The sequence below is a fragment of the Mycoplana rhizolycopersici genome, from assembly GCF_013378445.1.
Taxonomy (GTDB): Bacteria; Pseudomonadota; Alphaproteobacteria; order Rhizobiales; family Rhizobiaceae; genus Mycoplana; species Mycoplana rhizolycopersici.
On sequence record NZ_JABXYK010000020.1, the window covers coordinates 53067 to 73633 of the forward strand.

The 20567-nt window shown below is 63.3% G+C and carries 19 protein-coding genes; 11 read left to right on the forward strand and 8 right to left on the reverse strand.

Annotation, left to right across the window (positions count from 1 at the left end; genetic code table 11):
* Positions 1 to 475 precede the first annotated feature (475 nt).
* Positions 476 to 2059, forward strand: a complete 1584-nt coding sequence (locus tag HV823_RS23030) for an ABC transporter substrate-binding protein (RefSeq protein WP_246301893.1) — start codon at positions 476 to 478, stop codon at positions 2057 to 2059.
* A gap of 281 nt (positions 2060 to 2340) precedes the next feature.
* A complete protein-coding gene (locus tag HV823_RS23035; protein ID WP_176952018.1) occupies positions 2341 to 3624 on the forward strand; it encodes a hemolysin family protein in 1284 nt (427 codons plus the stop codon).
* A 69-nt stretch (positions 3625 to 3693) separates the two neighbouring features.
* On the opposite strand, the gene soxR is transcribed toward HV823_RS23035, so the two are convergent.
* Positions 3694 to 4152 (reverse strand): redox-sensitive transcriptional activator SoxR, encoded by a 459-nt coding sequence (soxR, locus tag HV823_RS23040; protein ID WP_176952019.1) that lies wholly within the window; start codon positions 4150 to 4152, stop codon positions 3694 to 3696.
* An 81-nt stretch (positions 4153 to 4233) separates the two neighbouring features.
* Between soxR and HV823_RS23045 the strand changes: the two genes are divergently transcribed.
* Complete coding sequence (locus tag HV823_RS23045; RefSeq protein ID WP_176952020.1) at positions 4234 to 4803, forward strand: NADPH-dependent FMN reductase; 570 nt, start codon at positions 4234 to 4236, stop codon at positions 4801 to 4803.
* Positions 4804 to 4837: 34 nt separating this feature from the next.
* Here the strand turns inward: HV823_RS23045 and HV823_RS23050 are convergent, their stop codons facing one another.
* Entirely contained in the window at positions 4838 to 5299 is a 462-nt protein-coding gene (locus HV823_RS23050; protein ID WP_176952021.1) for a tRNA (cytidine(34)-2'-O)-methyltransferase, read from the reverse strand.
* Between the two features lie 394 nt (positions 5300 to 5693).
* On the opposite strand from HV823_RS23050, the gene HV823_RS23055 reads away from it, so the two are divergent.
* On the forward strand, positions 5694 to 7547 hold the full coding sequence (locus HV823_RS23055) for an ABC transporter ATP-binding protein (protein WP_176952022.1): 1854 nt from the start codon (positions 5694 to 5696) through the stop codon (positions 7545 to 7547).
* A gap of 273 nt (positions 7548 to 7820) precedes the next feature.
* Here the strand turns inward: HV823_RS23055 and fucP are convergent, their stop codons facing one another.
* A complete protein-coding gene (gene fucP, locus HV823_RS23060) occupies positions 7821 to 9092 on the reverse strand; it encodes an L-fucose:H+ symporter permease (protein WP_246301894.1) in 1272 nt (423 codons plus the stop codon).
* A 430-nt stretch (positions 9093 to 9522) separates the two neighbouring features.
* On the opposite strand from fucP, the gene HV823_RS23065 reads away from it, so the two are divergent.
* The 5 genes from HV823_RS23065 to HV823_RS23085 all read left to right on the forward strand — a co-directional run bounded on the left by HV823_RS23065 (position 9523) and on the right by HV823_RS23085 (position 15083).
* Entirely contained in the window at positions 9523 to 11391 is a 1869-nt protein-coding gene (locus HV823_RS23065) for an ABC transporter ATP-binding protein (protein WP_176952023.1), read from the forward strand.
* Between the two features lie 256 nt (positions 11392 to 11647).
* Complete coding sequence (gene petA / locus HV823_RS23070; protein WP_176952024.1) at positions 11648 to 12226, forward strand: ubiquinol-cytochrome c reductase iron-sulfur subunit; 579 nt, start codon at positions 11648 to 11650, stop codon at positions 12224 to 12226.
* A 14-nt stretch (positions 12227 to 12240) separates the two neighbouring features.
* Positions 12241 to 13515 (forward strand): cytochrome b, encoded by a 1275-nt coding sequence (locus HV823_RS23075; RefSeq protein WP_176952025.1) that lies wholly within the window; start codon positions 12241 to 12243, stop codon positions 13513 to 13515.
* Positions 13516 to 13542: 27 nt separating this feature from the next.
* Entirely contained in the window at positions 13543 to 14418 is an 876-nt protein-coding gene (locus HV823_RS23080) for a cytochrome c1 (RefSeq protein WP_176952026.1), read from the forward strand.
* Positions 14419 to 14543: 125 nt separating this feature from the next.
* Entirely contained in the window at positions 14544 to 15083 is a 540-nt protein-coding gene (locus HV823_RS23085) for an adenine phosphoribosyltransferase (protein WP_176952027.1), read from the forward strand.
* Between the two features lie 22 nt (positions 15084 to 15105).
* Here HV823_RS23085 and HV823_RS23090 read toward each other — a convergent pair whose 3' ends face one another.
* Positions 15106 to 15573, reverse strand: coding sequence for a MaoC family dehydratase (locus HV823_RS23090; protein ID WP_176952028.1), 468 nt, complete (start codon positions 15571 to 15573; stop codon positions 15106 to 15108).
* Positions 15560 to 16027 carry a MaoC family dehydratase gene (locus HV823_RS23095; protein ID WP_176952029.1) on the reverse strand — a complete coding sequence of 156 codons (468 nt, stop codon included), beginning with the start codon at positions 16025 to 16027 and terminating at the stop codon, positions 15560 to 15562. The genes HV823_RS23090 and HV823_RS23095 overlap by 14 nt, the downstream gene beginning before the upstream one ends.
* Positions 16028 to 16160: 133 nt before the next feature.
* Between HV823_RS23095 and HV823_RS23100 the strand changes: the two genes are divergently transcribed.
* Positions 16161 to 17258, forward strand: a complete 1098-nt coding sequence (locus tag HV823_RS23100; protein ID WP_176952030.1) for a hypothetical protein — start codon at positions 16161 to 16163, stop codon at positions 17256 to 17258.
* A 59-nt stretch (positions 17259 to 17317) separates the two neighbouring features.
* Here the strand turns inward: HV823_RS23100 and ychF are convergent, their stop codons facing one another.
* Positions 17318 to 18421 carry a redox-regulated ATPase YchF gene (ychF, locus tag HV823_RS23105; protein WP_176952031.1) on the reverse strand — a complete coding sequence of 368 codons (1104 nt, stop codon included), beginning with the start codon at positions 18419 to 18421 and terminating at the stop codon, positions 17318 to 17320.
* A gap of 209 nt (positions 18422 to 18630) precedes the next feature.
* On the opposite strand from ychF, the gene clpS reads away from it, so the two are divergent.
* The gene (gene clpS, locus HV823_RS23110; protein WP_176952032.1) at positions 18631 to 18942 is read left to right on the forward strand and encodes an ATP-dependent Clp protease adapter ClpS; all 312 of its coding nucleotides are present in this window, start codon (positions 18631 to 18633) and stop codon (positions 18940 to 18942) included.
* A 7-nt stretch (positions 18943 to 18949) separates the two neighbouring features.
* Here clpS and pth read toward each other — a convergent pair whose 3' ends face one another.
* The gene (gene pth / locus HV823_RS23115) at positions 18950 to 19663 is read right to left on the reverse strand and encodes an aminoacyl-tRNA hydrolase (RefSeq protein ID WP_176952033.1); all 714 of its coding nucleotides are present in this window, start codon (positions 19661 to 19663) and stop codon (positions 18950 to 18952) included.
* 129 nt (positions 19664 to 19792) lie between these two features.
* Positions 19793 to 20566 (reverse strand): substrate-binding periplasmic protein, encoded by a 774-nt coding sequence (locus tag HV823_RS23120; protein ID WP_176952034.1) that lies wholly within the window; start codon positions 20564 to 20566, stop codon positions 19793 to 19795.
* Position 20567 lies beyond the last annotated feature (1 nt).

A 20567-nucleotide genomic window follows, 5' to 3' on the forward strand; every position in this document is an offset into this window, starting at 1 on the left:
GACCGTCCAGGATCTGCCGGTATGCCGCGACCTCCTGCGGCTCCCCATAAGGCTCAGCCAGAACAGCAGCGGCGGCTTGATAGGGTCAGAAGTTCAGCTTCAAGTCGTACCAGCCCTTTCGCATGAACATTTCCCAGGCGACGCTCAGATGGCGTGTCTCGTCGGTCGGTAGCAGCGCCAGGTCTGTCAGATGAGTAATGACGGTCTGATTCGTGCCGTCTGCCTGCGGTTTGCCGGGACGTGTTCTAGTCGGACGATCTATCTATAGGAGCAGGGGGGAATGGGTGAGCTTTGTATGGGCGATCCGTCTCAATCTATTGGCAATTCGTCTCAACCGAAGGCGCCGACGATCGCAGCAGGCAGTCGCGGCGCTGCGGCAGACGGCACAACCAGAGACAGAAGCCCATTTGCAATAACGATTTAGGCGATGCAGGATGGCCGCTGCCAAACCGGATCGAGGAGTGCAAATGTGACGATGGAATTCGATCATCTCAGCAGGCTTGTCGCAGGTGGACGCCTTTCCCGGCGTGAATTTCTGAGCCGGGCTGCCGCCCTTGGGGTGTCCGCGGCTGCGGCAAACGCCCTGCTGTCGAGTGCGGCCCGGGCGCAGGGGCCGGTAAAGGGCGGCATGTTGCGCGCCGGCCTCGTGGGCGGTGCTGCCACCGACAGCCTGGATCCCGCGACCTGGGCAAGCCAGGTGCCCTATACGATGGGTCGCTGTTGGGGCGAGCAACTGTTGGAAGTCTCGCCTGCGGGCGAGATCGAATATCGCCTCGCCGAATCCTACGAGGCGTCCAAGGACGCAAAGACGTGGACCTTCCGGATCCGCCAGGACGTCACGTTCCACAACGGCAAGGAACTGACGCCCGCCGACATCGTCGCGACGCTCGAGCGCCATGCGGACGCGAATTCGAAATCCGCCGCACTCGCCTTCGTTTCCGAGTTCGAAACCGTGAAGGCGGACGGCCGCAACGTCGTCATCACCCTTAAGGAGCCGAACGCCGATCTGCCCTATGTGGTCAGCGACTATCACCTGATGATCCAGCCGAACGGGGGCAAGGACAATCCGACGGAGGGCATCGGCACCGGGCCTTACAAGGTGGTCGTCAACGAGCCCGGCGTTCGCCATGTCGGCCAGAAGCACGAGGGTTACTGGGGAAGCGACCAGCGCGGCCACGCCGACACCATCGAGATCATCGTCATGAACGATTCGACAGCGCGCACGGCAGCGCTTCAGAGCGGCCAGATCGACATGATCAACCGTGTAGAGCCCAAGGTCGTCGAGCTCGTGAAGCGTGTCCCGGGCGTGACTATCCGCAACGTGCCGGGCAAGGGCCATTACGTGATGATCGCCCATTGCAACACTGCACCCTTCGATAACAACGACCTGCGGCTGGCGCTGAAATACGCCGTCGATCGCGAGGAGATGGTGCAGAAGATCCTGGGCGGCTACGGCACCGTCGGCAACGACACGCCGATGATCAAGGGCTATCCGCTGTTCGACGACGACATCGAGCAGCGCGTGTTCGATCCGGAGAAGGCCGCCGAGCACTACAAGAAGTCCGGCCATAGCGGTTCCGTGCTGCTGCGCACGTCGGACGTCGCCTTCCCGGGGGCCGTGGATGCGGCGCAGCTTTTCCAGCAGAGTGCGGCCAAATGCGGCATCACCGTCGAGATCAAGCGGGAGCCGGGAGACGGCTACTGGTCGGACGTCTGGAATCAGCAGCCCTTTTCGATGTCCTACTGGACCGGCCGTCCCACCCAGGATCAGGTCTATTCGATCGCCTATCTTTCCAAGGCGGAATGGAACGACACCCGGTTCTTCCGCGAGGACTTCGACAAGCTGATCATCGGTGCGCGCTCCGAACTGGACGAGAGCAAGCGCAAGGCCATGTATCGGCAGGCGGCGATGATCCTGCGCGACGAGGGCGGTGCCATAGTGCCGATGTTCAACAACTACATCGATGCGACGACCGCGAAGGTCGGCGGCTGGGTGGACGACCCGAACGGGGAGCTGATGGGCGGCCACGCGCTTACGAAATGCTGGGTCACCGCCTAGCGTGACCGTGCGAGAGGGGGCGAAGTGCCCCTTCCGGAGCCGCGCAGGCATCTCGATTGCCCCACGATGCCGGCCGGTCCCTCGTCGGACCGGCCGGCCGCTTGGAATAAGCTGCAGACGGGGCCGCTTCCGCACCGCCATGGCTGCGTCGCCATTCCCGCCACAATTCGTTCGCCGGCCGGCACGCGACACATTGACCGCGGCCTCGCCGGCCCCTAAGTTGCGGCCATCTGAAACAGCTGAAAGGTGCCGGTTCGATCAATGCGTCCGGCGAACACCGCTTGTTCGAACTTGCGATTGCATTTCTTCTTATCGTCATCAATGGAATTTTCGCTCTCTCGGAACTCTCGATCGTCTCTTCGCGGAAAGTCCGCCTGAGAACGATGGCTGCCCAGGGGCGGCGCGGAGCGGAGACGGCCATCAGGCTTGCCGACAATCCGGGAAAATTCCTCTCCACCGTCCAGATCGGCATCACGCTGGTCGGCATCCTGGCCGGCGCGGTCTCGGGTGCCGCACTCGGCGAGCGCCTCGGCGAGATCCTGCGCGATTCCAACGTACCGATCTGGCTTGCCGGCCCGCTCGGCTACGGCATCGTCATCACGCTGATCACCTATCTTTCCGTCGTTGTCGGCGAACTGGTTCCAAAGCAGATCGCGCTGCGCAATCCCGAGCGTTTCGCCTGCAACGTGGCGCCGATGATGGCGCTTTTGTCCAAGATCGGCGGGCCGTTCGTCTGGCTCCTCGACGGTTCGACGCGCCTCATCTTCCGCACCATGGGGCTGCACGAGGCGCCCGAAAGCGTGGTGACCGACGAGGAAATCAAGGCGGTCATGGCGGAAGCGGAAGCAGCCGGCGTCATCGAAAGCGGTGAGCAGAGCATGATTGCAGGCGTGATGCGCTTTTCAGACCGCGAAGCGCGCGGCCTGATGACCCCGCGCAAGGACGTCGACTGGATCGATCTCAGCGACGATCCGGCGGAAATCCGCCAGCAGATCTTCACCAGCCAGCACTCGCGCCTTCCGGTCAGCGAAAACGGTATCGAATCGATCATGGGCATCCTGCAGACGCGCGAGCTTCTGCCCGCGGTCGCTTCGGGCGCGCCCTTCGACATCCGCAGCTATATCCGCCAGGCGCCGGTCATTCCCGACAGTATGGACGCCATGCGCGTGCTCGAGGCATTGCGCTCTTCCGACGTGCCGATCTTGCTGGTGCACGACGAGTACGGGCATTTCGAAGGCGTGCTGACGCCCGCGGACGTGCTGGAAGCCATCGCCGGCGTGTTCCGTTCGGACATCGGCGAGGGCGAAGAGGACGAATATGCCGTCCAGCGCGCCGACGGATCCTGGCTGCTCTCCGGCTCGATGCCGATCGATGAGCTTGCCGACCGGATTGGTCTGTCGCTGCCGGATAACCGCGGCTACCAGACCGTCGCCGGCCTGATCATCGACGTGCTGCAGCACCTGCCTGTCACCGGCGAGATCGTGCAGACGCAGGGCTGGCAGTTCGAGGTGGTCGACATGGACGGACGCCGGATCGACAAGCTGCTCGCCAGCAAGATTCCCTGATCGCGCAAGTTCAGGCCGAAAGACCGGTCATCGTGTGAAGCCACGCAGCGCTTGCGTGGCTTTTTCCGTTCAGGGGCCGATCAGCCGGGCACCCGGTCCCGCCTTGGCAAGCTCATCGTGAGGGTTGCGCAAGGGGCAGTCGTGCATCGAGAGGCAGCCGCAGCCGATGCAGCCTTCGAGCTGGTCGCGCAGCGCGGTCAAGACGGCGATCCGTTCATTGAGGCCCTGCTGCCAGTTCTGCGACAGGGATCGCCAGTCCTCGGCGGCAACCGGTCTGTCGTGCGGCAGCGCGGACAGCGCTTCTGCGATTTCCGCAAGCGGTATGCCCGTGCGCTGGGCGATCTTGATCACCGCCACCCGGCGCAGGATCGAGCGCGGATAGCGCCTCTGGTTTCCGCGGTTGCGATTGCTCCGGATCAGGCCCTTGGTCTCGTAGAAATGCAGCGTCGAAACGGCCACGCCGCTTCGGGCCGCCACTTCGCCGACGCTCAGCTCGAAGGGTATCGGCTTCCTTGCAACTTTCTTCATTCGCCGCATTGACCTCAATATTGGTTGAGGTTTTATAGCATCGTCTCCACACGATTGAAACGCTTGCTGGAGACCACAGGCATGAATGAGAAAATCCGCATCGCGATCATCTATGGAAGCGCTCGTGAGGAGCGCTTCTGCGATACGGTGGCGAACTGGCTCCTGTCCGAGCTCGAGGGATTGAGCGGTTTCGACGTCGCGATCATCGATCCAGCCCGGCTGACCTTTACCGCCAGCGGGCCGGATGCGCGCTCGGCCGCGGAAATCGAGACACAGCTGGCACGGGCCGACGCCTTCATCATCGTCGTGCCGGAGTACAACCACGGCTATCCCGCGGTGTTGAAGGCGCTGATCGACAGCACCTACAAGCCGTGGCACGCAAAGCCGGTCGCTTTCGTTTCCTATGGCGGCATTTCGGGCGGACTGCGGGCGGTGGAGCAGTTGCGGTTGGTGTTCGCCGAGCTGCACGCGGTCGCGATCCGCGACACCGTCAGCCTGGCCCATGCGTGGTCGCAGTTCGATTCGGAAGGAAACCCCATGCGCCCGTCGCAGATGAAGGGGCCGGTAATCGTGATGGTGAACCGGCTCTTGTGGTGGGCGAGGGCGCTGCGGGCCGCGCGCTGGGAGAGCGTCTACGACGATGTCGCCTAGCGGCTGCGGGTGCGCGAACGGGCATCAGGCAATCTCAGCCGAAGCCCGTCTGCCGCAAGGCCTCGCCGGCGATCATCGCCGCCGACATGGCAACATTGATGGAGCGCTGGCCTTCGACCATCGGAATGAGCAGGCGGGCATCCGCCTTCTCGTGGACGTGGTCCGGCACGCCGGCGCTTTCGCGCCCGAGGAGGATGATATCGTCGGCATGGTATTCGAAATCGACATAGGGAAGGGCGGCCTTCGTCGAGGCGAGCACGAGCCGCCTGCCGGTGGAGAGGCGCCATTCCTCGAAGCGTTCCCACGTCACGTGACGGACAAGCCGGACCGCGGCAAGATAATCCATCCCCGCGCGCTTCAGGTTGCGGTCGGAAATGTCGAAGCCGGCAGGCTCGATGATGTCGACGCCCATGCCGAGGCAGGCGGCGAGCCGCATGATGGTTCCGGTGTTGCCGGCGATATCCGGCTGGTAAAGGGCGATGCGAAGGTCAGACATGCCCCTGCCATAGCGCAAACGGAACCGCAGCCAAAGGGGAGCCTTGTGCGAGATCGGCGCGACCGCTGTGCCGGCCGGGCAACAGGTGGTGCCGGATCGATGAAATATTGGGCATGGCCTCTGGCAAAAATGCGTAATTCAGGGTAACAAACGTTATCTTCAACGCGAGAAAAGGGAGGCATCCGGATGGATACAGCTTATCGACCACGCCTCCTTGACGGCATCGCCATCGCTCTCGTCTAGGCGTTCGACGCTTTTCCCGACTTTCGTTTTTCAATGACCGCGCACTGGCCTCTGTGCCGTATCGCGGTTTCCCGGTGGCCCCGACGGGGCCCATGCGCGACCGCGCAATGCGCCGCGCCGTTTCCGGGGTTGTTTCGGAGAGACTGCCACCATGTTCGGCTGGTTTGAAAAAAGACTTGATCCCTATCCCTCCGAGGAGCCGAAGCTCCCCCCGAAGGGGCTTTTTGCCTTCTGCTGGCATTACACGCGTGCGGCCGCGCCCTGGCTTGCGATCATGGCGGTACTGACGGCGCTGATCGCCGTCGGAGAGGTGATGCTGTTCCAGTTTCTCGGCAACATCGTCGACTGGCTGTCGAGCGCCGACCGCGCGACCTTCCTTGAGACCGAGGCGCCACGCCTCTACTGGATGGGGGCGATCGTGCTCGTCGGCCTGCCTTTGGTGGTGGCGCTCGATTCGATCATCATGCACCAGGTGCTGCTCGGCAATTATCCGATGATCGCGCGCTGGCAGATGCACCGCTACCTGCTGCGGCAGAGCATGACGTTCTTTGCCAACGAGTTCGCCGGCCGGGTCGCCACCAAGGTGATGCAGACATCGCTCGCCGTGCGCGAGACGGTGATGAAGATCCTCGACGTGTTCGTCTACGTGGTCACCTATTTCGTAACGATGATCGCGGTGGTGGCGAGCGCAGACCTGCGCCTCGTCGCCCCGCTGCTCGTCTGGCTGGCGGTCTATGTGGCGATCGTGTGGTACTACGTGCCCAAGCTGCGCAAGATCTCCTCCCAACAGGCCGACGCCCGCTCGATGATGACCGGGCGGATCGTCGATAGTTACACCAACATCGCAACGGTGAAGCTTTTCTCGCATGCCGGCCGGGAAGAATCCTATGCGCGCAACGGGATGGACGAATTCCTTCAGACCGTGCATCGCCAGATGCGCAAGGTGACGATGTTCCATATCCTCGTCTACCTGAACAACTGCGTGGCGCTGTTTTTCATCTCGGCCCTGTCGATCTGGTTCTGGCTGAACGGTGCAATCTCGGTCGGCGCGATCGCAATCGCCATCGGCCTGGCCATGCGCATCAACGGCATGTCGCAGTGGATCATGTGGGAAGTGTCCGCGCTCTTCGAAAACATCGGCACCGTCTATGACGGCATGGGCATGATGACGAATGCGCACGACATCACCGACCATCCGCAGGCCGCAGCCCTTTCGGCGCGCAAGGGAGCGATCGTGTTCGAGAACGTCGGCTTCCACTACGGCAAGAACAAGGGCGTGATCGAGGATCTGTCGCTGTCCATCCGGGCGGGCGAGAAGATCGGCCTTGTCGGCCGGTCGGGTGCTGGCAAGACGACGCTGATGAACGTGCTGCTGCGCTTCTACGATCTGGAGAAGGGCCGCATCGCGATCGACGGGCAGGATATCTCGAAGGTGACGCAGGACAGCCTGCGCAGCCAGATCGGCGTCGTCACGCAGGATACCTCGCTGCTGCACCGGTCGATCCGCGACAACATCGCCTACGGCCGGCCGGAGGCGAGCGATGCGGAGATCATCGAGGCGGCGAAGCGCGCCAATGCGTGGAGCTTCATCGAGGACCTCGTCGACATGCAGGGGCGCCAGGGGCTGGATGCCCAGGTCGGCGAGCGCGGCGTGAAACTCTCCGGCGGCCAGCGCCAGCGCATCGCGATCGCCCGCGTCTTCCTCAAGGATGCGCCGATCCTGATCCTCGACGAGGCGACGTCGGCGCTGGATTCCGAAGTCGAGGCGGCGATCCAGGAGAACCTGTTCGCGCTGATGCAGGGCAAGACGGTGATCGCCATCGCCCACCGGCTGTCGACGCTGACGGAGATGGACCGCCTCGTGGTTCTCGACAAGGGGCGGATCCACGAGACCGGCAGCCACGCTGAACTCGTCGCCGGCCACGGCATCTATGCCGACCTCTGGCGCCGCCAGTCCGGCGGCTTCATCGCTGACGACGAGAAGAGCGAGGCGGCGGCGGAGTAGAAGGGCGAGGCGGCATTGGAGCAGGACTGGGTGAAATGGATGCCAAGCCCTCACCCTGCCGTCATGCCGGCCCCCGAGCCGGCATCCAGCCGCGCAAGTCCTTGCGGGATAAACGTTTCCTGCGCCGCGGACGCGGCGCTGCTGGACACCGGATCAGGTCCGGTGTGACGGTGAGGGGGTGTCGCGGCTGTTTCCGAATGCAAACGGCGCGCCCCCGGTCGGGGCGCGCCGTTTGTGCGGTTTTGACCTTGACGGCCGTGTCGTCCCGCCGCCTCAGGTCGGCTTGTGGCCCTTGAGGCCGTAGTAGGCGATGTAGACGTAGCACAGAACCGGCAGCAGGAAGGCGTGCTGGATGCCGATGGCATCGGCGAGCGCGCCCATGGCGACGGGCACGATGGCGCCGCCGACGATGGCAAGGCACAGGATGCCGGAGCCCTGGCTCGTGTGGCGCCCAAGGCCATAGAGGCCGAGCGAGAAGATCGTCGGGAACATGATCGAGTTGAAGAGGCCGATCGCGAGCACCGCCCACATGGCAAGGCTGCCGGAGGTGAACACCGTCACGAGCAACAGCAACATGGCGATCGCGGCGTTGAAGGCCAGTGCCTTGCCGTCGTCGATGTAGCGCATGGCAACGGAGCCGATGAAGCGGCCGATCATGGCGCCGCCCCAGAAATAGGCGACGTAGTGGGCGGCCTCGGCCTCCGGCATGCCGGCGATCGACCGTTCACCGAAGAAGTTGACGAGGAAGCTGCCGATGCTGACCTCCGCGCCGACATAGAGGAAAATGCCGATCGCGCCGAGGACGAGGTGGCGGTGGCTCCAGGCCGAGCCGGTGTCGGTGATCGGTGCGACTTCTTCAAAGGCGTCGACCTTGGGCAGCTTCAGCGCGGCAAACACGGCGGCCAACAGCAGGAAGGCGGCGGCGAGGCCGAGATAGGGGGCCTTGACGGCGGCAGCTTCGGCGCTCTTCAGCGTATCGATCTGCTCGGGCGTCATGCCGGCGGTGGCGGCGGCGGCACTGCCGAGGATCAAAAGCGCCCCGAACATCGGCGCGAGCGTGGTCCCGAGCGCGTTGAACGCCTGCGTCATGGTGAGGCGGCTTGCGGCGGTGTCGGGCGGACCGAGCACGGTGACGTAGGGGTTGGCGGCCACCTGCAAAAGGGTGATGCCGCTTGCCAGCACGAACAGGGCGCCGAGGAAGAGCGGATAGGCACGGTAGGAGGCGGCGGGCACGAACAGCGCGCAGCCGATCGCTGCGACGACGAGGCCGAGCACGATGCCGCCCTTGTAGCTGATGCGGCGGACGATGGCGCCCGCCGGCAGCGATACCAGGAAGTAGGCTCCGAAGAAGCAGAACTGGATCAGCATCGACTGCGTGTAGTTCAGCGAGAAGACGTTGCGCAGGTGCGGCACGAGAATGTCATTCAGGCAGGTGATGAAGCCCCACATGAAGAACAGGGAGGTGAGCGCGATCAGCGCAAACCGGTGGTTCGATGCGGTGCCGTCAGAAGCAGCGGCGCTCGCATTCGCGGAGTTGTTTGGCAATGCTACCAAGAGACTGACCTCGATATCGTTGTAACCGGCGATCGCGATGAGGGGAGGAGGCACCAGGGACCGGTGCCGGGACGCGCCGCCTTCCAAAGTTCGAACTTGGATGAAATGCGGGTGGATCGGGAGGAAATCCTTCGTAGATCTAACCAAGAACGGCCGTTTCTATTGTCAAATCGGGCCGGCGGCGCAAGTAGGTTTACGCGGGATCATCCGTGTCACTATTGGCCAACATTATGATTCTGAATGATTATTTTATCTCGCAAATGCGAATATTTTATTGTGCAATGCGACGTAAACGCCGCGACTCCGGCTGAAGAACGGCGTCTGCGGCCCGTTTCGCGGCAGGGAAAGCGGGCCTCTAGCGGCGCCTTTCCTTGCCGAACTTTAATTTGCCGCGCCGCGGAATCATCCTATATCTTCGGCCATGGTTCTGCGCGCGCTCTTTTCCTACTTCGAAAACTGGATCAAGCCGTTCGCGCGGACAAAGGACCTGCGCCCGCCGTCCGGCCTGATCGGCTTTGCCTGGTTCTACGTGCGCCAGGCGCCGGGGCCGTTCGTGGCGATGCTGCTCCTCGGCGGATTGACGGCCGCGATAGAGGCGGCAACCTTCTGGTTCGTCGGGCGGATCGTCGACATCCTCGCCAGCGTGAAGCCTGCGGACGGCTGGGGCGGCCTGATCGCCGGACACGGCTATGAACTGCTGGCGATGCTGGTGCTGATCGGTCTTGTCCGCTTCGCCGTCACCTTCCTGACCGCACTGTTCGACCAGCAGGTCATCACCCAGGGCTTCTACAACATGGTGCGCTGGCAGTCCTATGCCCACGTCGCGCGCCAGTCGCTCTCCTTCTTCCAGAACGACTTTTCCGGCCGGATCGTCACCAAGGTGTGGTCGGCGGGGCAGGCGACCGGCGACGTCATCACCTCGTTCATGGAAAGCGTCTGGTTCGTGACGATCTACGCCGCCTCGACGCTGGTGCTGATCGGCGGACTGGATCTGAGGCTGGCTGCGATCATCTGCGTCTGGATCGGCGTCTTTTCGCTGCTGGCGCGTTTCTTCGTGCCGCGCATCCGCTTTCACTCGAAGGAATCGGCGGAAGCCGCCTCGATGCTGAACGGCCGCATGGTCGATGCCTATTCCAACGTGCAGACGCTCAAGCTTTTTGGCCGCGACGACGTCAACGACCGCTACATGCTGCAAGGCTTCGAGACCTACCAGGAGACCATCAGACGCTTCGCCCGGTTCCTCACGGGCGTGCGAGCCTCGATGGCGCTCCTGTCCGGCATCATGATCGTGTCTATGGGCGTGCTCTGCATCCATCTCTGGCTCGCCTCCTCGATTACCTCCGGCGCGGTCGCCTTCACCATGGCGCTGGTGCTGCGGCTCAACTTTTTGCTGAACCGGCTGATGACGCAGCTGAACAACATCATGCGCAACATCGGCACGATCCAGAATTCCGCCGAACTGATCTCGCAGCCGATCGGGCTGGTGGACAGGCCCGACGCGCGCCCGCTCGTGGTGACGACGCCGGAGATCCGCTTCGAGCACATCCGCTTCCACTACGGACGCCAGTCCGGCGTCATCGACGACCTGTCGCTGACGATCCGGCCGGGCGAGAAGGTCGGCATCGTCGGCCGCTCGGGGGCGGGCAAGTCGACGCTCGTCAGCCTGCTTCTGCGCTTCTACGACCTGGAGGCCGGGCGTATCCTCGTCGCCGGCCAGGATATCGCCGCCGTCACGCAGGAGACGCTGCGCGCCAGCATCGGCATGGTCAGTCAGGATACCGCGTTGCTGCACCGCTCCATCCGCGACAACATCCTCTTCGGCAAGGCCGATGCGACGGAGGCGGAGATGATCGAGGCGGCCGCCGGGGCGGAGGCCAACGAGTTCATCGCGCGCCTGGAGGACCAGCGCGGTCGCAAGGGCTTCGACGCGCATGTCGGCGAGCGCGGCGTCAAGCTTTCCGGCGGTCAGCGGCAGCGGATCGCCATCGCCCGCGTCATGCTCAAGAATGCGCCGATCCTCGTGCTCGACGAGGCGACCTCGGCGCTGGATTCGGAGGTCGAGGCCGCGATCCAGTCCAACCTGGAAAAGCTGATGCACGGCAAGACCGTTCTCGCCATCGCCCACCGGCTCTCCACCATCGCCGCGCTCGACCGGCTCGTGGTCATGGATCGCGGCCGAATCGTCGAACAGGGAACCCATGCGGAGCTGGTGGCGCGGGGCGGCATCTATGCCGAGCTGTGGGCGCGCCAGTCGGGCGGTTTCCTCGCCCGGGACGAGGCGGCCGAATAGGGTGGAGGGAAACAGGCCGGGCGATGTTCTTGAATCGCGGCGTTTCCTTGCGGCATCTACTTTGGCAACGAAAACACACGCCCGGCTTTTCCCGCGACATTGTGCCCACCTGTACTTGCCAAGGCTGGACATATTTCGCGATCAAGCATAGAACCCGCCAAATTGGCGGGGAATCTATGGCCGTATTGTGTCCGCTTTCCCGGCAGCAGGAGGTCACTGCGGATTTCGCAGTTTTGCGTGAGAGGATGGTCAGGCCGTGAGCGAACACGACACAACAAGCGGGACCGCGGGGGAGCCCACGCGTCGCGATTTTCTATACCTTACGACGGGGATGGCGGGCGTGGTCGGCGCTGCCGCAGTCGCCTGGCCGTTCATCGACCAGATGCGCCCCGATGCGTCTACGCTCGCGCTCGCCTCGATCGAAGTCGATGTGTCCAGCCTCACGCCCGGCATGTCGCTGACGGCGAAGTGGCGCGGCAAGCCGATTTTCATCCGCAACCGGACCGACAAGGAAGTGGAAGAGGCGAAGGCCGTTCCGCTTGGCGACCTGAAGGATCCGGTCGCCCGCAACGCCAACCTCGCATCTGACGCGCAGGCGACCGACATCGATCGTTCGGCCGGCGAGGGTAAGGAGAACTGGATCGTCATGATCGGTTCATGCACGCACCTCGGCTGCGTGCCGCTCGGCCAGGCCGGGGACTTCGGCGGGTGGTTCTGTCCCTGTCACGGCTCGCATTACGATACGGCTGGTCGCATCCGCAAAGGTCCCGCGCCGGAGAACCTGCACGTGCCGACCTTTGGTTTCGTGTCTGACACAGTCATCAAGATCGGTTGAGGGGAAGACTGATTATGAGTGCAGAGCATTCCACATACCAACCGACGACCGGCATCGAAAAATGGATCGATTCGCGCATGCCTTTGCCGCGCCTGATCCATGACAGCTTCATTTCCTATCCGGTACCGCGCAACCTGAACTATGCGTATACCTTCGGCGCCATGCTTTCGGTGATGCTGATCTCGCAGATCCTGACCGGCGTCGTCCTCGCGATGCATTACGTCGCCAGCACCAACGAGGCGTTCAACTCGGTCGAAAAGATCATGCGCGACGTCAACAACGGCTGGCTGCTGCGCTACATGCACGCCAACGGTGCGTCGTTCTTCTTCATCGCGGTCTACCTCCACATCGCCCGCGGCCTCTACTACGGCTCCTACAAGGCGCCGCGCGAGATCCTCTGGATCCTCGGCGTCGTGATCTACCTGCTGATGATGGCGACGGGCTTCATGGGCTACGTGCTGCCCTGGGGCCAGATGTCCTTCTGGGGCGCAACCGTCATCACCGGCTTCTTCTCGGCCTTCCCGCTCGTCGGCGAGTGGATCCAGCAGTTCCTGCTTGGCGGCTTTGCCGTCGACCAGCCGACGCTGAACCGCTTCTTCTCGCTGCACTACCTGCTGCCGTTCATGATCGCCGGCGTCGTGGTCCTGCACGTCTGGGCGTTGCATGTCACCGGCCAGACCAACCCGACCGGCGTCGAGGTCAAGTCCAAGACGGATACCGTTCCCTTCACGCCCTATGCGACGCTGAAGGACGCGTTCGGCGTCTCGGTGTTCCTGATCGTGTTTGCCTGGTTCATCTTCTACATGCCGAACTACCTCGGTCACCCGGACAACTACATTCCGGCGAACCCGCTGAAGACCCCGGCTCACATCGTTCCGGAATGGTACTACCTGCCGTTCTACGCGATGCTGCGCGCCATCACCTTCAATATCGGCCCGATCGACTCCAAGCTCGGCGGCGTTCTGGTGATGTTCGGCTCGATCATCATCCTGTTCTTCCTGCCCTGGCTCGACACCTCGAAGGTCCGCTCGGCGGTATACCGTCCCTGGTACAAGCTGTTCTTCTGGCTGTTCGTCGCCAATGCCATCATGCTCGGCTGGCTCGGCGCCATGCCGGCAGAGGGAATCTACATCATCCTTTCGCAGCTCGGCACGCTCTACTACTTCGGTTTCTTCCTCGTCATCATGCCGGTCCTCGGCCTGATCGAGACCCCGAAACGCATTCCGAATTCCATCACGGAAGCGGTTCTGGAACAGAAGAACGCCAACGCACAGCTGGCCAAGGCCTGATCGCGACGCGACGAAAGGAACCGATAAATGAAAAAGCTTCTTGCAAGCCTTCTTTCGCTCGCAGTCGTCGCCGGTCTCGGCATCTCGATTGCAACCGCGCAGGACGAACACGCAGCCGGCGGTGCGGAGGCGGAACACGCCACGCCGCACTATCCGATCAACCATCCGCGCGAGCAGGACTGGTCGTTTGCCGGTCCCTTCGGCAAGTACGACAAGGGCCAGCTGCAGCGTGGCTTGAAGGTCTACACCGAAGTCTGCGCGGCCTGTCACTCGATGAACCTCGTCGCCTTCCGCACGCTGACCGACCTCGGCTATTCCGAAGACCAGGTCAAGGCGTTCGCGGCGAACTACGAGGTTCAGGACGGCCCGAACGCCGATGGCGAGATGTTCATGCGGAAGGCCGTTCCGTCCGACTATTTCCCGTCGCCGTTCCCCAACGAAGCGGCGGCTGCGGCATCCAACAACGGTGCTGCCCCGCCGGACTTCTCGCTGATCGCGAAGGCCCGCGGCATCACCCGCGGCTTCCCGCAGTTCGTCATCGACATCTTCACGCAGTATCAGGAAGGCGGGCCGGACTACATCTACTCGCTTCTGACCGGCTACCAGGATCCGCCGGCCGGCGTGGAAGTGGCCGAAGGCACGCACTACAACCCGTACTTCGCCAATGCCGCGGCACTTGCCATGGCAATGCCGCTGTCGGCCGACCAGGTCACCTATGACGACGGCGCGCCGCAGACGGTCGACCAGTACGCGCACGACGTTTCCGCGTTCCTGATGTGGGCGGCCGAGCCGCACCTGGAAACCCGAAAGCGTATGGGCTTCATGGTCATGGTCTTCCTGGTGATCTTCACCGGCCTGATCTACCTGACCAAGAAGTCGGTTTACGCCAGCAAGGAACACTGAGCGATTCCGCATAAAAGACAAGGAAGGCGGCCTCCGGGTCGCCTTTTTTAATGGGGCGACAGTTCTTCCTTGCAATCGGTTCGCGTTGCCCGTTTCCTTTCCACGGCCGAAAATGGAATTTGAAAATGACGCTCCAGGAAGAACTGATCGCCGCCATCCGCAACATTCCGGACTATCCGAAGCCGGGTATCATGTTCCGGGACATCACGACGCTGCTCGGCAATCCGCGCGCGTTCCGCCGCGCGGTCGACGAGCTCGTCCATCCCTATGCCGGAACCGGCATCGCACAGGTCGTGGGCATTGAGGCGAGGGGCTTCATCCTCGGTGGAGCCATGGCGCACCAGCTTTCCTCGGGCTTCATCCCGATCCGCAAGAAGGGCAAGCTGCCGCGCGAGACGGTCAGCATCGCCTATAGCCTGGAATACGGGGTGGACGAGATGGAGGTCCACAAGGATGCGTTGAAGCCGGGCGACAAGGTCATTCTCGTCGACGACCTGATCGCGACGGGCGGCACGGCCGTTGCCGCCGCCAACCTCATCCGCCAGCTCGGTGCAGATATCGCCGCTGCCTGCTTCGTCATCGACCTGCCGGAGCTCGGCGGGCGGGCGAAGCTGGAGGCGCTGGGCGTCGAGGTGCGCACGCTCGTGTCCTACGAGGGGCACTGAGGCGCGTCGGGCGATTCGCCCGTCAGACGAATTCCAGCACGGTGCTCTCAAAGCGGATGACCGGTTCGCCGTGCTGGTTGATGCCTTCGCACAGGATCGTGCACAGGTTCCGGTCGGTCCGCGAGCGGTGCTCGCGGGCATCGAGCAACGTCACCGAATAGGTGATGGTGTCGCCGGTAAAGACGGGCCTGAACCATCGCAGGTCGCGAAAGCCGGAGGAGGGGCCGAGCTCGGGCGGGGTGCGGCCTTCACGTTTCAGCCGCGCATATTCGGCGCTCCAGAACGCCACGAACGTCTTCATCCATCCAGCACAGGTATGCCAGCCGGAGGCGCACAGGCCGCCGAACAGCGAATCCCGCGCCGCTTCCGCATCGATGTGGAAGGGCTGCGGGTCGAACTGGCGGGCGTAGCGCACGATGTCGTCCGCTGAAAAATGAAGGCTGCCGAGGACGATCTTCTCGTTCAGGGCATAGAGTTCAGCCATGCGCATGAGCGGCGGCCTCCGGGGCTTCGGTACGGATCATGTTGGCATAGTCGCACAGCGCCACCGTCTCGCCATGCTGGTTGACGACGTTGGCGACGAAGCGGACGATGCCGATTTCGGGGCGGGAGCGCGAAAGGCGTGCCTCCGTTACCGTGCAATGGCCCGAAAGCGTATCGCCGGCAAGCACCGGTCGCTTCCATTGCATGGCGCTGACGCCCGGCGAACCTTCTGCGGCGGTCTGGTTGATGTAGCTGTCGCAGAGCATGCGCATCATCATGGCGCTGGTATGCCATCCGGATGCAGCCAGCCCGCCGAGGATGCTGGCCCTGCCGGCGGCTTCATCGACGTGCATCGGCTGCGGGTCGAATTCGCGCGCAAAGGTAACGATCTCCTCGGCCGTGACGGTGCGCGGCGGAAAATCGAAACGCCGCCCGACGGGGAAATCCTTGAAACTCAGCATCGCGTCGCCTCCCTGACTGCGCTGGACCGAACCGGGCCGGAGCATGGCCACTGGCCATGCCTAGCAGATTTATGTACCACCGGTCTTGCAATCAAAAAGAGTGGATGGGCCGAAATATGACGGAAACGACCTGATGACGGAACTCGAAGAAACGCTGCGACGGGCGGCGGGCCAAGGCATTATCAGCGACGGCCAGGTTACAGGCCTTGCAACCTACCTGCAGGCGCATGGCAGCTATGTCGCCGCGACCCCGGCAATCGACGCGGAGGACTTCGCGTCCCCGCCGCGCGACATCGAGGATACGGAGGCGCCGCGCTTCGTTCGCGGCTTCCACGACGTCCTGATCACCATCGGCGTCGTGGTGGCGCTCGTCGGCCTCAGCGGTCTTGCCAGCGTGCTGGCGCTCGTTCCGGCCGTCCTGGTCCTGAGCGAGGTGCTGGTGCGCCGGCAGCGGCTGGCGCTGCCGGCCTTCGCGCTGACGATCGCCTTCGTGCAGGGCGCCGGCTACCTGATCGCGACCGCGCTCGGGCCGTTCGGCGAGGGCTGGAACGCGGTGACCTACGCCTGCGCGTTCCTGGCGAGCTATCCGGTGCTGCTCGGGCTTTACTACTGGCGCTATCGGGTGCCGCTATCGCTGGCGCTGACGTTGATTTCAGCCTTTGCGCTGGCTGTTCTGCTCGTACTGGTTCTTCTTGGCAAAATTGCCGGCACGGACCAGTTCATCGTCGACCACAGCCTTGTGGCTGCGCTGGTCTTCCTGGTCGCGGCGCTTGGCCTGTTTGCGGTCGCCATGCGCTATGATCTGGCCGATCCGCAGCGGCAGACGCGCCGTTCCGACATCGCCTTCTGGCTGCATCTCGGCGCCGCACCCTTCCTGCTGTACGCGATGCTCGCCTTCGTGTTCATCAACCGCTTTTCGGGAGACTGGTGGGGCAGCGAGACGACCTATCTGCAGGCCGGGATGGTCATCGCCATCGTCTGTATCTTCATGCTGGTGGGGCTGGTGATCGACCGGCGCGCCTTCGTGACGTCGGGGCTCCTGTCGCTCGGCCTTTCGATCTGGACGCTGCTGCGCGAGAACGCCTTCGAGGCCTCGAACTACGTCTATGTCACGATCCTGACGGTGGGGGTCGTCGTGCTCGGCGTCGGCATCTTCTGGCCGGCGCTGCGGCGCTTCGTCATGGGCTTCATGCCGCGGGAGATTTCCTCGAGGCTGCACGCCGTCCACTGACGGCGTGCGATTGAACATCTCTCGGTGGCCGCGCCGGCGCGGCCACCGAGGAAACCGCATCAGGTGTTGAAGCGGAAGTGGATGACGTCGCCGTCCTGGACGACGTATTCCTTGCCTTCGTCGCGGCCCTTGCCGGCTTCCTTGGCGCCGACTTCGCCCTTGTAGGCGATGTAGTCGTCATAGGAGATGGTGAAGGCACGGATGAAGCCGCGTTCGAAATCCGTATGGATGACACCTGCGGCCTGCGGCGCCTTGGTGCCACGGACGATGGTCCAGGCGCGTGTTTCCTTCGGGCCGACGGTGAAATAGGTGATGAGGTCGAGGAGGTGATAGCCCGCACGGATCAGGCGGTCGAGGCCTGCTTCTTCAAGGCCGAGCGCCGACAGGAATTCTGCTGATTCTTCTTCCGGAAGCTGGGCGACCTCGGATTCGATCGCAGCCGAGATGACCACGCATTCGGCGCCTTGTTCCTTGGCCATGGCGGCGACGGCCTCGGTATGCGTGTTGCCGGTCGATGCGTCGGCCTCGGCGACATTGCAGACATAGAGAACCGGATGCGAGGTCAGAAGGTTGAGCCCCTTCAGGATGTCGATCTCTTCAGGTGCGAGTGTCTTCAGGAGGAGGCGGGCCGGTTTGCCGTCCTGCAGCAGCTTCACCACAGCTTCCATGATCGGTAGCTGGGCGAGTGAATCCTTGTCCTTGCTGGCGGCGCGCTTGCGGGTCTGCTCGACGCGGCGTTCGAGGCTTTCGAGGTCGGCGAGCATCAGCTCGGTCTCGATCGTCTCAGCGTCGCCAACCGGGTTGATGCGGCCCTCGACATGGGTGATGTCATCGTCTTCGAAGCAGCGCAGCACATGGACGACTGCATCGACTTCGCGGATGTTGGCGAGAAACTTATTGCCGAGGCCTTCGCCCTTCGAAGCCCCGCGCACGAGGCCGGCGATATCGACGAAGGAGATGCGGGTCGGGATGATTTCCTTGGAGCCCGCGATGGCTGCAAGCTTCTGCATGCGCGCGTCGGGAACGGCGACTTCGCCGGTATTCGGCTCGATCGTGCAGAAGGGATAGTTGGCCGCCTGTGCAGCCGCCGTCTTCGTCAGCGCGTTGAAGAGAGTGGACTTGCCGACATTGGGCAGCCCGACGATACCGCATTTGAAACCCATGGGATGGTCCGTCCGTGTCTGGAAATATTTGCCCTCGCTATGGGGGAAGGGCGGGGCGTGGTCAAGTCTGACGGACGGCAAATGCGGGAAGCGGGCCTGAGGCGGCCTCTGAAAAGGGCAAGATCGCCACTCGCCCTTGCGGCGCGGTGGCCGGCGTTGCAAGATGCAAGGCCAAGAGAAGTGGCATCGTCATCAGGAGAGGTCCTCCGATGGGCAGCAAGGACACCGCGCTGACGCCAAAGACGGCGACGAAGCCGAGGCTCAAGCGCCCGCGACTTTACAAGGTCATTCTGGTCAACGACGACTACACGCCGCGCGAGTTCGTCATCCTCGTCCTGCGCGCCGTGTTCCGCATGTCCGAGGAGACCGGCTACCGGGTGATGATGACGGCGCACAAGCTCGGCACCTGCGTGGTGGTCGTCTGCGCGCGTGACATCGCCGAGACCAAGGCGAGCGAAGCGACCGATCTCGCCAAGGACGCAGGATTTCCGCTGATGTTCACGACCGAGCCGGAAGAATAGCGCCCGGCTATTCGGACTTGCCCAACAGCTTCTTCAGCATCTCCGCCATCGGACCGCTTGCGGGAAGGACCTTGGGCTGCGCGGTGTTGCGCGCCTGGCGGATATGCGACTGGGCGGCGGGTTTCGGTTGCGCCTTCGGTTTTTCCTCGACGGTGCCGCCGACGGCGAGCGCCAGCTTGTTCATCAGCTGCGAATCCTCGGCGCGCACCAGCATGTCGGCGTTGATCGCAAGCTCGTCGAGGAGCGGGTCGAGCCAGCTGTGATCGGCCTTGGCGAAATCGCCGAGCACGTGATTGTGCACCAGTTCCTTGACGCCGGGGTGGCCGATCCCGAGGCGCAGCCGGCGATAGTCCCTGCCGCAATGGGCGTCGAGCGACTTGACGCCGTTGTGGCCGCCATGGCCGCCGCCGGTCTTGATGCGCGCCTTGCCGGGCGCAAGGTCGAGTTCGTCGTAGATGGCCAGCACGTCCTTCGGGGCAAGCTTGTAGAAGCGCATCGCCTCGCCGACGGCTTCGCCGGACAGGTTCATGAAGGTCTGCGGCTTGATCAGCAGGACCTTCTCACCCGCAAGCTCGCCTTCCGCGATCTCTCCCTTGAACTTCTTCGACCAGGGAGAGAACGGGTTCTTGCGATGGATGGCATCGACCGCCATGAAGCCGATGTTGTGGCGGTTGGCGGCGTATTTGGGGCCGGGATTGCCAAGGCCTGCAATGATCAGCATCGGACGCGCTCTTGGGGTGACTGTCGTTTCGCCCTGTTCCCACAGGCAATCGTGGCCGATGTCAACCGATTTCTGTGGCGTAAGGATGAAGGGAGACCCGCGGGCGCGGCGAGAGGGGCCGCTGCCGCCTCATTCGGTGGCGGTGAGGGACCGACCGGTCTTTCCCGTCGGCGGAAGGCCGTATCGGGCGAAGATGGCGTCCTGCTCGCCGCTCTCGATCAACGCGTCGAGTGCTGTCTGCATGGCCGCGACGGTTTCGGACGCCATGTCGAGATTGCAGGCCAGACTGTAGATCTGGCCGTCCATCAGCAGCGCGGTCTCGATCGCAGCGCCCTCGGAGACGAGTTTCTCGTATGTCTTCAGCGAGGTCGGCATCAGGTCTATCCGGTCGTTTTCCAGCTTGCCGAGCGTGATGGCGATCTCGGTTGCGAGGTCGATGTCGCCAAAGCCGCGTACCTTCAGGAAGTCGAAGGCGAAGTCGCCGCGCTGAGCGCCGACCCGCAGGCGGCGTGCATCCTCCAGCGTCTTCACCTCGATGGAGCTTCCCCTGCGTTTGACCATGACCATGGTGTCGACCAGAAGCGGCTCCACCCAGCGAAACCGGGCGTGCCGCTCGCTATTGTGGCCGGTGGTGAAGACGCAGTGGTCCGTCTGCCGTTCCACCAGCATCAGGGCACGCGCCCACGGCATGATCTCCATGCGGTAGGTGATGCCGGCCATTGCCGCGATCCGGTGGACCTGATCGACGGCAATGCCTTTGATGACGCCGCCTTCGGAGTAGTTGTACGGCGCGTACTCCTCGGTGACGAACGTAATGTCGGCGCCTCGTGCCGCAGGAGCGATGGTCGCGGCAATCGCTGCGACAAGGAAGGGTAGAAGCAGAAGACGTCCCATTCGCACCATT